The following is a 12,822-nucleotide window of genomic DNA, read 5'->3' as shown; positions in this document are numbered from 1 at the left end:
ACTTTAGTTTTGGGCAACCAACGCTTCGCCCTTGGCTTGTTTGAGCTGCACCATCAAAGGCTGAGTTTGTGCCTTGAATTTGGCCAACAAAGCTTTGTCCATCGGCATGGAACGCGGTATTTTGGCGGTAACCGGGTTGACGTGCTCACCGCCGATTCTGAATTCATAATGCAGATGCGGGCCGGTCGCCAGGCCGGTTTTGCCGACATAGCCGATCACGTCGCCTTGTTTAATGGCGCTGCCGAGTTTTTGACCGGATTTGAAGCCGGACAAGTGGGCGTAAAGGGTAGAGTATTTTTGACCGTGTTCGATTTCCACGACATTGCCGTAACCGTTTTTCACGCCGCGAAACACAATTTTACCGTCGCCGGTCGTTTTAACCGGCGTGCCGATAGCAGCCGAATAATCGACGCCTTTGTGAGCGCGGATGGTATTCAGAATCGGATGTTTGCGATGTAAATCAAAATGCGAGCTGATTTTGGCGAAGTCCATCGGCGTTTGCAGGAAGGCTTTGCGCAGGCCGTTGCCGTCTGGGGTGTAATAGCCGGTGTTACCTTGATTGTCCTCAAAGCGCACGGCGGTATAGGTTTTGCCTTGGTTGACGAATTCGACCGAGAGGATTTCGCCGGTGTCGAATTCTCTGCCGTCGACGAACAGTTTTTCGTAGACGACAGTGAATTGATCGCCGTCTCTCAAATTAAGTGCAAAGTCGATATCCCAGGCAAAGATGTCGGCCAGTTTCAGGATCAATTTTTCCGGCAGGCCAGCTTCCTTGCCATCTTCGAACAGTGAAGAATCGATAGAGCCTTTGGCGTTGGCAATTTGGTAATCGACTTTTTTACTGAGTAGTTCTACGTCGAAATCGTCGTCGTGCCGCGTAGCAATCAATGTTTCGAACGGATTTTTGCTGTAAGTCAGCTGTTCCAGTTCGCCCGAAGCGTTGAGCGTAGCGACGACGTCCTGGCCTGGTTCGACGTCGGCGAATTGTTTGCCGGTAGCGTTGGCGTGGACGATTTTATGCAAATCTTCCCGGCTCAGATTTAGTGCGGAAAAAATGCTGGAGAGGTTCTCGCCGGATTTGACGGTGTGTTCCAGTTCCTCGGTTATATCGAGGTGTTGTACTTCGGGCGGTTCTACGTATTTGGTGTATTGATTGATCTTGGATGAGATCAGTCTGTCTTGTTCCAAAATCCTTGCATCTTCAAAACCATTATGCGGTATCAATCCGTAACTTGCGCTGGCGGCAACAACGGTGTAGGTGCCTAACAGCACCGACTTGAGTATTCTGTTCTTCACAGTAATCACATTTCATTGTTTGTCGAGCATGCCATTGTAGGCAATTTTTGCGGATAAGGCTAACAAAAGGGCATATTTTATCCTTCCGTACAATTGCATCACTTATAATGCGCGCCCAAAACTTAAGGCTATTAGGAGATTAACTTGTTGCAAGAAACCTTGGCTCAGTTGCGTTATGGCGCTGATGAAATTTTGCTGGAATCGGATTTGATTAAAAAGTTGGAAGAAAATCGGCCGTTGACGATCAAGGCTGGATTTGATCCCACCGCGCCGGATTTGCATCTAGGGCATACGGTACTGATTAATAAGTTAAAGCAATTCCAGGATGCCGGACACAATGTGCAATTCCTGATCGGCGATTTCACGGCGATGATTGGTGATCCCACCGGTAAGAATGTGACGCGCAAACCTTTAAGCCGTGAAGAGGTGGCGGAAAATGCCAAAACCTATCAGGCGCAGGTGTTCAAGATTCTCGATCCCGATAAAACCGAGATTAAATTTAATTCCAGTTGGATGGGCGTCATGACGAGCGCCGAATTGATTCAGTTGGCGGCGAGAAATACCGTGGCAAGAATGTTGGAGCGTGACGACTTCAGTAAACGCTACAAGGGCGGTCAGCCTATCGCGATTCACGAATTCCTGTACCCATTAATACAAGGCTATGACTCGGTTGTGATGAAAGCCGATGTCGAGTTGGGCGGTACCGATCAAAAATTCAATTTATTGATGGGTAGGCAGTTGCAGGAAGTTTATGGGCAAAAACCGCAAGTCGTTTTGACGATGCCTATTTTGGAAGGTCTTGACGGTGTGCAGAAGATGTCCAAATCGCTGAACAACTATATAGGTATTGCCGATTTGCCTGATGACATGTTTGGCAAGATTATGTCGATTTCCGACGAGTTGATGTGGCGGTATTTCAAGCTATTGAGCTTTAAGTCAATGACTGAGATAGAGAATTGGCGGATTGCTTGCGAGAGTGGCGAAAATCCGAGAAATTACAAAGTGGCGCTCGCTCAGGAAGTCGTGGCCAGATTCCACGGTCTTGAGGTGGCTAAATCGGCATTAGAGAATTTTGAAGCACGCTTTCAGCGCGGAGCGCTGCCGGATGAAATGGAAGATGTTCAAATAAATGTCGGAAGCGAAGGTATGCCTATTGCCAACCTGTTAAAGAGTGCGGGTCTGGTCGAAAGCACATCCGAGGCGCTGCGGTTGATTAAGCAGGGCGCGGTAAAGATCGATAGTGAAAAGTTGGAGAATCAGAAGGCTATCATTTCAGCGCCAAGCAAGCATGTTTATCAAGTAGGCAAGCGCAAGTTCGCGCGGATAGAATTAATGCTTGACTTGGTGTGAGTGGGATGTATAATGAGCGGCTCTTCACTGCTCAGGCAGGTTGGTTTTGACGGTGAAGCGGTCGACTGGGTTCGGCGGGTTGGTGGCGGTTAGGTTGCTGTTATTTTTTTTGTATTTCGGTTTTTTTGAAATGACTTAAAAATAAATTTGACAAACACTGAAAACGCTGTAGAATATGTCGGCTCAACAGGGCGAAATGCCCTGGCTCTTTAACAAACTAAATCGAAATAATTTGTGTGGGTATGTGTGATGGCTATGTTCTGTATAGAAATAGTCGACACAGAAAACCACGTCAATTCGCAAGAAAAGATGTTCTGTAGTCGAGCCAAGATTGGTTACTAATCTTATTTAGTAACAAGTTAAAATTAAACTGAAGAGTTTGATCATGGCTCAGATTGAACGCTGGCGGTATGCTTAACACATGCAAGTCGAACGGTAGCAGGCCTTCGGGCGCTGACGAGTGGCGGACGGGTGAGTAATGCATAGGAATCTGCCTATTAGTGGGGGACAACGTGGGGAAACTCACGCTAATACCGCATACGCCCTACGGGGGAAAGCGGGGGCTCTTCGGACCTCGCGCTAATAGATGAGCCTATGTTGGATTAGCTAGTTGGTAGGGTAAAGGCCTACCAAGGCGACGATCCATAGCTGGTCTGAGAGGATGATCAGCCACACTGGGACTGAGACACGGCCCAGACTCCTACGGGAGGCAGCAGTGGGGAATATTGGACAATGGGCGAAAGCCTGATCCAGCAATACCGCGTGTGTGAAGAAGGCCTGAGGGTTGTAAAGCACTTTCAATAGGAAGGAATACCTATCGGCTAATACCCGGTAGACTGACATTACCTATACAAGAAGCACCGGCTAACTCCGTGCCAGCAGCCGCGGTAATACGGAGGGTGCAAGCGTTAATCGGAATTACTGGGCGTAAAGCGTGCGTAGGCGGTGATTTAAGTCAGATGTGAAAGCCCTGGGCTTAACCTGGGAACTGCATTTGATACTGGGTCACTAGAGTTTAGTAGAGGAGAGTGGAATTTCAGGTGTAGCGGTGAAATGCGTAGAGATCTGAAGGAACACCAGTGGCGAAGGCGGCTCTCTGGACTAAAACTGACGCTGAGGTACGAAAGCGTGGGTAGCAAACAGGATTAGATACCCTGGTAGTCCACGCCGTAAACGATGTCAACTAACTGTTGGGTTCTTAAAGAACTTAGTAGTGGAGCTAACGTATTAAGTTGACCGCCTGGGGAGTACGGCCGCAAGGCTAAAACTCAAATGAATTGACGGGGGCCCGCACAAGCGGTGGAGCATGTGGTTTAATTCGATGCAACGCGAAGAACCTTACCTACCCTTGACATCCAGAGAATCTGTTAGAGATAGCGGAGTGCCTTCGGGAACTCTGAGACAGGTGCTGCATGGCTGTCGTCAGCTCGTGTTGTGAAATGTTGGGTTAAGTCCCGTAACGAGCGCAACCCTTATCCTTAGTTGCCAGCGCGTAATGGCGGGAACTCTAGGGAGACTGCCGGTGATAAACCGGAGGAAGGTGGGGACGACGTCAAGTCATCATGGCCCTTATGGGTAGGGCTACACACGTGCTACAATGGCCGGTACAGAGGGCTGCGAACTCGCGAGAGTAAGCTAATCCCAGAAAGCCGGTCCCAGTCCGGATCGTAGTCTGCAACTCGACTGCGTGAAGTCGGAATCGCTAGTAATCGCGGATCAGAATGCCGCGGTGAATACGTTCCCGGGCCTTGTACACACCGCCCGTCACACCATGGGAGTGGGTTGCAAAAGAAGTAGGTAGTTTAACCTTCGGGAGGGCGCTTACCACTTTGTGATTCATGACTGGGGTGAAGTCGTAACAAGGTAGCCCTAGGGGAACCTGGGGCTGGATCACCTCCTTACAAAGACAGAGCAACTGTCATACGTACTCACAACAAATTATTTCGATTGAAAGACGCACCTGGGTCTGTAGCTCAGTTGGTTAGAGCGCACCCCTGATAAGGGTGAGGTCGGAGGTTCAACTCCTCCCAGACCCACCAACTAACGAAAAAAGGCGAAAGTCTTTAGTCTATTCGGGGCCATAGCTCAGCTGGGAGAGCGCCTGCCTTGCACGCAGGAGGTCGGGAGTTCGATCCTCCCTGGCTCCACCATCAAGCCAACATCGGTTGAGCGGTGAGTGTGAAAAGTGTCGTCGATGAGAGGTGTCAGAACATCAGCGCTATAGGGTTTTATCTTTAAGGTAAAGATAAAGACTTTATAGCATTGGTATTCGTACCAATAGCTCTTTAACAATATGGAAATCTGTAACTATAGTAACGATCAGCAATGATCGAAACTGAAACGAGTTGCGGTTTATAACGCGTCATTATCGAAAGATAAAGACAAGAAGTAAACGGCATGTCGTTCTCAAGCAGAAAAAATCAGCGAAAATGTCAGCTGACAAATAACTTAAATAGAAAGCCTAGTAAAGCTCAGGATTAACCTCCAAGGCCGAGTGAAAGCAGACGTATTCGGGTTATATGGTCAAGTGAATAAGCGCATACGGTGAATGCCTAGGCAGTAAGAGGCGATGAAAGACGTGGTAGCCTGCGATAAGCTTCGGGGAGGCGGCAAACAGCCTTTGATCCGGAGATCTCTGAATGGGGAAACCCGGCCAACATAAGTTGGTCATCTTTGAGTGAATACATAGCTCACTGAAGCGAACCCGGAGAACTGAAACATCTAAGTACCCGGAGGAAAAGAAATCAACCGAGATTCCCTAAGTAGTGGCGAGCGAACGGGGACTAGCCCTTAAGCTAGAATTAGGTTAGTGGAACGGTCTGGAAAGTCCGGCGATACAGGGTGATAGCCCCGTACACGAAAACCTGTTTTTAGTGAAATCGAGTAGGTCGGAGCACGTGAAACTTTGACTGAATATGGGGGGACCATCCTCCAAGGCTAAATACTCCTTACTGACCGATAGTGAACTAGTACCGTGAGGGAAAGGCGAAAAGAACCGCGGAGAGCGGAGTGAAATAGAACCTGAAACCGTATGCGTACAAGCAGTGGGAGCCCCTTCGTGGGGTGACTGCGTACCTTTTGTATAATGGGTCAGCGACTTACATTTTGTGGCAAGCTTAACCGAATAGGGGAGGCGTAGCGAAAGCGAGTCTTAATAGGGCGTTTAGTCGCAAGGTGTAGACCCGAAACCGGGCGATCTATCCATGGCCAGGCTGAAGGTTGGGTAATACTAACTGGAGGGCCGAACCCACGTCTGTTGAAAAAGACGGGGATGAGCTGTGGATCGGAGTGAAAGGCTAATCAAGCTCGGAGATAGCTGGTTCTCCTCGAAAGCTATTTAGGTAGCGCCTCGTGTATCACTGCTGGGGGTAGAGCACTGTTTCGGCTAGGGGGTCATCCCGACTTACCAACCCGATGCAAACTCCGAATACCAGCAAGTGCCAGCACGGGAGACACACGGCGGGTGATAAGGTCCGTCGTGAAAAGGGAAACAGCCCAGACCGTCAGCTAAGGTCCCCAAATCTATGCTCAGTGGGAAACGATGTGGAAAGGCACAGACAGCCAGGAGGTTGGCTTAGAAGCAGCCATCCTTTAAAGAAAGCGTAATAGCTCACTGGTCGAGTCGGTCTGCGCGGAAGATTTACCGGGGCTAAGCATAGTACCGAAGCTACGGATTTACACGTAAGTGTGAGTGGTAGAGGAGCGTTCCGTACGCCTGCGAAGGTGCATTGAGAAGTGTGCTGGAGGTATCGGAAGTGCGAATGCTGACATAAGTAACGATAAAGGGGGTGAAAAACCCCCTCGCCGAAAACCCAAGGTTTCCTGCGCAACGTTAATCGACGCAGGGTTAGTCGGCACCTAAGGCGAGGCTGAAAAGCGTAGTCGATGGAAAACAGGTTAATATTCCTGTACCAGTAGTAACTGCGATGGGGTGACGGAGAAGGCTATATCAGCGGTCGGTTGGAAGTGGCCGTTTAAGCAGGTAGGCATGCATCTTAGGCAAATCCGGGGTGCTCTATGCCGAGACGTGATGACGAGCGGTTCGAAAGAACAGCGAAGTGATAGATGCCCTGCTTCCAGGAAAAACCTCTAAGCTTCAGGTTACTAGTGGCCGTACCCTAAACCGACACAGGTGGGTGGGATGAAAATTCTAAGGCGCTTGAGAGAACCCAGGTGAAGGAACTAGGCAAAATGATACCGTAACTTCGGGAGAAGGTATGCCCTCATGTCGTGAAGAGACTTGCTCTTGGAGCGAAAGAGGGTTGCAAAAAATCGGTGGCTGCGACTGTTTAGCAAAAACATAGCACTCTGCAAACACGAAAGTGGACGTATAGGGTGTGACGCCTGCCCGGTGCTGGAAGGTTAATTGATGGGGTTATCTTCGGAGAAGCTCTTGATCGAAGCCCCAGTAAACGGCGGCCGTAACTATAACGGTCCTAAGGTAGCGAAATTCCTTGTCGGGTAAGTTCCGACCTGCACGAATGGCGTAACGATGGCCACACTGTCTCCACCTGGGACTCAGTGAAATTGAAATCGCTGTGAAGATGCAGTGTACCCGCGGCTAGACGGAAAGACCCCGTGCACCTTTACTATAGCTTGACACTGGACTTTGAACCTACTTGTGTAGGATAGGTGGGAGGCTTTGAAGCGGGAACGCCAGTTCTCGTGGAGCCAACCTTGAAATACCACCCTGGTATGTTTGGAGTTCTAACCTCGACCCGTTATCCGGGTTAGGGACAGTGTCTGGTGGGTAGTTTGACTGGGGCGGTCTCCTCCTAAAGAGTAACGGAGGAGCACGAAGGTACCCTCAGCCTGGTCGGAAATCAGGCAATGAGTGCAAAGGCATAAGGGTGCTTGACTGCGAGACGGACAAGTCGAGCAGGTACGAAAGTAGGTCTTAGTGATCCGGTGGTTCTGTATGGAAGGGCCATCGCTCAACGGATAAAAGGTACGCCGGGGATAACAGGCTGATACCGCCCAAGAGTTCATATCGACGGCGGTGTTTGGCACCTCGATGTCGGCTCATCACATCCTGGGGCTGAAGCAGGTCCCAAGGGTATGGCTGTTCGCCATTTAAAGTGGTACGCGAGCTGGGTTCAGAACGTCGTGAGACAGTTCGGTCCCTATCTGCCGTGGGCGTTTGAGATTTGAGGGAAGCTGCTTCTAGTACGAGAGGACCGAAGTGGACGAACCTCTGGTGTTCCGGTTGTCATGCCAATGGCATTGCCGGGTAGCCACGTTCGGACAGGATAACCGCTGAAAGCATCTAAGCGGGAAGCCCCTCCCAAGATGAGATCTCACTGGGACTATAAGTCCCCTGAAGGGCCGTCGGAGACTACGACGTTGATAGGCACGGTGTGGAAGCGCAGTAATGTGTGAAGCTAACGTGTACTAATTGCCCGTGAGGCTTGACCATATAACACCCAATGCGTTTGGGTAGCAGTTGACCAGCTGATAAGCAACTGAGAACGACAAACTCGATACAGATTTCCATGAAAGACAGGTCAAAGGCAAAAGCCGCAGCGAACACCCCTCAAAAGTGAACGTGCGCGCGAAAAGCCTAAAGGCACAAAGCCCAATGAGGCTAAACCTAACCTGTTGCATGACGGTTGGATAACCATCCAGCCCAACCAGTTTGCTTGGTGAACATAGCGAGCGTGAACCACCCGATCCCATCCCGAACTCGGAAGTGAAACCGCTTAGCGCCGATGATAGTGTGGCAGGTTGCCATGTGAAAGTAGGTCATCGCCAAGCTCTTAACACTAAAGCCCAGCTAGTGATAGCTGGGCTTTTTTTGTTGTTTAAACTATTGCACTGTTGCTAAGATTCAAGCCAGCAAATAGCGATTGCTAGTAAGCATTTAATTTTATATAAGGGAAACTCCATGAGCGTTGTCGAAAGAATTCAAAATCAGTTAGCAGGTCATGCCGTTGTGTTATACATGAAAGGTACACCCGATTTCCCGCAGTGCGGTTTTTCCAGTCGAGTCGTTCAGGCGTTGGAGGCTTGTAACGCTGATTATGCACACGTTAATATTTTCGAGGATCCAGAGTTGCGGGAAGCTTTGAAAGTCTACTCCAACTGGCCAACATATCCACAATTGTATGTTAAAGGAGAATTAATCGGTGGTTGCGATATTGTTATCGATTTGTACAACAAGGGTGAATTAACAGCTATGCTGGCTGCTATAGGAGCGGTTCATTAAGCTCTTTCTACTGGTTGGTAGATTTTTGTGCGTGAAGGTGTGATTTATTTTCTGTGGCGCTATCTCACGCCGATGTCAGATTGATTAGGGGAATCTCCAAATCAAACCTTGTCGATTTCTAAGCAAGCTGGGGCCAATACAGCGGTTACGGAAGTATGCTGGGAGGGTTGCGTGGCAAAGGAAGCGTAAAAAAGGGTCTAATGCCATCTCGTCGACGCGAGATGGCAAAAGAGGTCATCCACAATTCAAGTCAACCGGTATCCGGTTGGCCGTACGGTATCCAAGTCAAATCGGTGCGCCAGTTTTGTTCGCCGAGAACACCGCAATCGTCAATGGGATCCGTCTGGCGCAGACCTATGCGTGGATTTGCTTGAACGACTTTCCTAGCGAAAATCGATTTTGCTCTAAAAACCGGCCGATCTTTGGCGCACAAAAACCAGTTTATTCAGAACGAACAAAATTCGATAAATGGGTTTATATTAGGAGTTTAGAGGATTCGAATTACTTCAAGGACTTCCCTGAATAAAAACGGTAGAAGTTTTTTGGGGGAATTTATTGGGGTGAACGATGGGGCTCGAACCCACGACAACCGGAATCACAATCCGGGACTCTACCAACTGAGCTACGCTCACCATAATGATGAATTTTTGCGATGGCACGCTTGGCAGGACTCGAACCTGCGACCCTCGGCTTAGAAGGCCGATGCTCTATCCAGCTGAGCTACAAGCGCAAATCTTGGTCGGGGTAGAGAGATTCGAACTCCCGACATTCTGCTCCCAAAGCAGACGCGCTACCAGACTGCGCTATACCCCGAATTGACCTTCTTATTATCCTGGGAAGCTGATGCTGTCCAGAAAGATGACTATAATAGAGAGTTTTGTTTTTTATGTCAACTGATTTTTTATTTTACGGTAAAAAATTATTTGGCGGCGTTTGCTGTGGAGTGGAAATGGCAGTTAAAACTAGAGCTAAGCTTATATAAACGTTAACGAAATTAATATTTATATAACAGTTAAGCTCTTAATCTATCACGCACTCCAGTCCATCGACTTTTTGAAATCCACGCGGTAATGCCGTTCCCCGATTGGCTCGGTTGCCGGTATATTGGGCGATGTCCATCGCTTTCAGTGTGACGAAGCGTTTGCCGGACAGAATTTTCAGCTCGCTACCCGCTGTCAACGCTGTAACCGCTACTACCGCATCTTTGCCGGATGCAATGTCTCCGCTCGGAATCTGGATTAGCTTGTTGCCCTTGCCTTTTGCCAATTCCGGTAAATCCTGGGCAGGGAAGATCAGCAAGCGGCCTTGCAAGGTCGCCACCGCCAGCAAATCGTCGGCATTTGGAATCGGCGCCGGCGTCATTACTTTCGAGCCTGTCGGCAGACTCAGCACGGCCTTACCGGCCTTGTTCTTACTGATGAGTTCCTTCAACTGAACCCGAAACCCGTAACCAGCATTACTGCTCATCAACAACCAGTCATCCGGCTGACCGCTGAACACGTCGGTAAACAGGCTGCCCGGCGGTGGATTCAGGCGACCGGTCAAAGGCTCTCCCTGGCTGCGCGCCGACGGCAGGTCGTGAGTGGTGATGGTGTAGATCCGGCCGCTGGAATCCAGCACATAGGCCGGCTGGGTAGTGCGGCCCTTGGCGGAGGACAGATAGGCGTCGCCGGCTCGATAGCTGAGACTTTCCACCTCGATGTCATAACCCTTGGCTGCACGTATCCAACCTTTTTGCGACAGGATGATGGTCACCGGTTCGTTGGCGATCAGCTCGGTGGTGTCCAGGGCTTGTGCAGCCTCGCGGGCGACGATGGGCGAGCGGCGGTTATCGCCGTATTTTTCCGCATCGCGCTCAATTTCCTTACGGATCAGGCGATTCAGCAAACGCTCCGAGCCCAGGGTTTTTTCCAGCGCCTGGCGTTCCTGTTCCAGTTCGTCTTGTTCGCCACGAATTTTCATTTCTTCGAGTTTCGCCAGATGGCGCAATTTCAGCTCCAGAATCGCCTCGGCTTGCAAGTCGCTCAGGCCGAAACGTTCCATCAACACTGGCTTGGGATGGTCTTCGCCGCGGATGATCGCGATCACTTCGTCGATGTTCAGATAGGCGATCAGCAAGCCTTCTAAAATATGCAAACGCGCCAGCACCTTATCCAGCCGATATTGCAAACGGCGGCGCACGGTTTCGGTCCGGAAGCTGATCCATTCGGTCAGAATTTGTCTCAGGTTCTTGACCTGCGGCTTGCCGTTCAAACCGATCATGTTCATATTGACCCGGTAATTTTTCTCCAGGTCGGTGGTAGCGAACAGATGCGACATTACCGCATCGACATCGATGCGTTTGGTTTTGGGAATGATCAACAGCCGGGTCGGATTTTCGTGGTCGGATTCGTCGCGCAAATCTTCGATCATCGGCAATTTCTTCGCCAGCATCTGCGCGGCGATCTGTTCCAGCAGTTTGGCGCCGGATACTTGATGCGGCAGTGCGGTGATGACGATGTTGCCATCCTCTAGCTCGTATTTGGCACGCATCTTCACCGAGCCGTTGCCGGTGGTATACAGTTTTTGAATGTCGGCTGCGGCCGTGACGATCTCGGCGTCGGTCGGATAATCCGGGCCTTTGATATGCTCAAGCAAGCCTTCCAGCCGCGTTTCCGGTTCGTCCAGCAATTGCAGGCAGGCACCCGCGACCTCGCGCAGATTGTGCGGCGGAATATCGGTAGCCATGCCCACCGCAATACCCATCGTGCCGTTCAGCAATACATTCGGCAACCGCGCAGGCAACAGGCTAGGTTCTTTCAAGGTGCCGTCGAAGTTGTCAGTCCAATCCACCGTGCCCTGGCCCAACTCGCTGAGCAGGGTTTGGGCATAGGCTGTCAGCCGCGATTCAGTGTAACGCATCGCCGCGAAAGATTTCGGATCGTCCGGCGAGCCCCAGTTGCCCTGGCCGTCTATCAATGGGTAACGATAGGAAAAGTCTTGCGCCATCAATACCATGGCTTCGTAGCAGGCCGAGTCGCCGTGCGGATGGTATTTACCCAGCACGTCACCGACGGTGCGCGCGGATTTTTTGTATTTGGCCAGCGCGGTCAGCCCCAGTTCCGACATCGCATAAACGATGCGGCGCTGCACCGGTTTCAGACCGTCGCCGATATGCGGCAAGGCACGGTCCAAAATCACGTACATGGAATAATCCAGGTAGGCTTTTTCAGTGAAATCCTTTAAAGGCAGTTGTTCGAAGTTTTCCTGTACACCCATTTTATTGCTGATGATCCTGTTTGGTTAGCCGTCGAGTCGTGACGTATTCGAGGGGCGCTAAAATACCACAACACCACGCTATTGCTCAGTAAAAACCTAGCTTCCCTGATGGCAACGTCTACGCTGGCGACGACTTGCCAAGCCGCGCATGACCAATACCTAACTACTTTTTGGCGCTGCACAGTCATGTTTGGCATCGTCCAGCCAATATCCCTTTCCATCAGCACATAGTTTTGGCCTCTACCGGCGACGCAAGATGTTCCTGGAGCCGTTACTCGCGCTCAATCAAGTCAATGGCGAGCTCTAACGGATTAAGTGATATGCCTCGATATTTTTGAGTTAAATAACGTTGCGAACCAATTTTATGCCGATGAGACAGCAAACATAAAACAATCATTTCAATATGTTATGAGTTTGGCATCAGAGTTGCTCAGCTCGAACTGCTATGCATTTTGGGGGATTGGTTACTTCATAGGGTCGTCATCCAGCGATACATAACGCCTGCCTGGGGGTTAACAAGGCGACGAGGACGCTAAAAACGGAATATGGCTTTAAAAGTAACCAATGGCTAGCAGGGAATAGAAACACTGTTTATTAGCGAAATGGTTTTAAAAAACAAGCGTGTAAAAGCCAAACCTGCCGTGAGGCAGGGACGGAAAGCCATGGGTCTTGCGGATTCAAAACGGTAAGACAGCCGGGCTGCCACCTTATTC

The 12,822-nt window shown here is 50.1% G+C and carries 4 protein-coding genes, 5 tRNA genes, 3 rRNA genes and 1 riboswitch; of the genes, 7 read left to right on the top strand and 5 right to left on the bottom strand.

The annotated features are described in order from the left end of the window. Positions 1-3: 3 nt before the first annotated feature. Positions 4-1,296: a peptidoglycan DD-metalloendopeptidase family protein gene (locus QZJ86_RS17705; RefSeq protein ID WP_301671804.1), complete on the bottom strand. Its 1,293-nt coding sequence runs from the start codon at positions 1,294-1,296 to the stop codon at positions 4-6. Between the two features lie 147 nt (positions 1,297-1,443). On the opposite strand from QZJ86_RS17705, the gene tyrS reads away from it, so the two are divergent. The 7 genes from tyrS (at position 1,444) to grxD (ending at position 8,851) form a co-directional block, all read left to right on the top strand. Next, positions 1,444-2,646, top strand: coding sequence for a tyrosine--tRNA ligase (gene tyrS / locus QZJ86_RS17700; RefSeq protein WP_407081666.1), 1,203 nt, complete (start codon positions 1,444-1,446; stop codon positions 2,644-2,646). Positions 2,647-3,013: 367 nt separating this feature from the next. Continuing rightward, a 16S ribosomal RNA gene (locus QZJ86_RS17695) occupies positions 3,014-4,547 on the top strand. Positions 4,548-4,608: 61 nt separating this feature from the next. After that, positions 4,609-4,685, top strand: a tRNA-Ile gene (locus tag QZJ86_RS17690). A 35-nt stretch (positions 4,686-4,720) separates the two neighbouring features. Further along, a tRNA-Ala gene (locus QZJ86_RS17685) sits at positions 4,721-4,796 on the top strand. A gap of 371 nt (positions 4,797-5,167) precedes the next feature. Then, positions 5,168-8,062, top strand: a 23S ribosomal RNA gene (locus QZJ86_RS17680). A 222-nt stretch (positions 8,063-8,284) separates the two neighbouring features. Beyond that, positions 8,285-8,400, top strand: a 5S ribosomal RNA gene (gene rrf / locus QZJ86_RS17675). The 16S, 23S and 5S rRNA genes sit together here with 2 tRNA genes alongside, the layout of an rRNA operon. Positions 8,401-8,530: 130 nt before the next feature. Continuing rightward, the gene (gene grxD, locus QZJ86_RS17670; RefSeq protein ID WP_301671801.1) at positions 8,531-8,851 is read left to right on the top strand and encodes a Grx4 family monothiol glutaredoxin; all 321 of its coding nucleotides are present in this window, start codon (positions 8,531-8,533) and stop codon (positions 8,849-8,851) included. A gap of 556 nt (positions 8,852-9,407) precedes the next feature. Here grxD and QZJ86_RS17665 read toward each other — a convergent pair. The 4 genes from QZJ86_RS17665 to parC form a co-directional block, all read right to left on the bottom strand. Beyond that, positions 9,408-9,483, bottom strand: a tRNA-His gene (locus tag QZJ86_RS17665). Between the two features lie 21 nt (positions 9,484-9,504). Further along, positions 9,505-9,581: transfer RNA gene (locus QZJ86_RS17660), tRNA-Arg, on the bottom strand. Between the two features lie 6 nt (positions 9,582-9,587). Continuing rightward, positions 9,588-9,664: transfer RNA gene (locus tag QZJ86_RS17655), tRNA-Pro, on the bottom strand. 207 nt (positions 9,665-9,871) lie between these two features. Beyond that, complete coding sequence (gene parC, locus QZJ86_RS17650; protein WP_301671800.1) at positions 9,872-12,109, bottom strand: DNA topoisomerase IV subunit A; 2,238 nt, start codon at positions 12,107-12,109, stop codon at positions 9,872-9,874. Positions 12,110-12,728: 619 nt separating this feature from the next. After that, a riboswitch (cyclic di-GMP riboswitch) is annotated at positions 12,729-12,816 on the top strand. Positions 12,817-12,822: the final 6 nt, after the last annotated feature.

This window comes from Methylomonas montana (assembly GCF_030490285.1).
In the GTDB taxonomy this organism is placed as follows: domain Bacteria; phylum Pseudomonadota; class Gammaproteobacteria; order Methylococcales; family Methylomonadaceae; genus Methylomonas; species Methylomonas montana.
The sequence above is the reverse complement of the archived record's forward strand: the minus strand, read 5'-3'. Positions and strand labels throughout refer to the sequence as shown.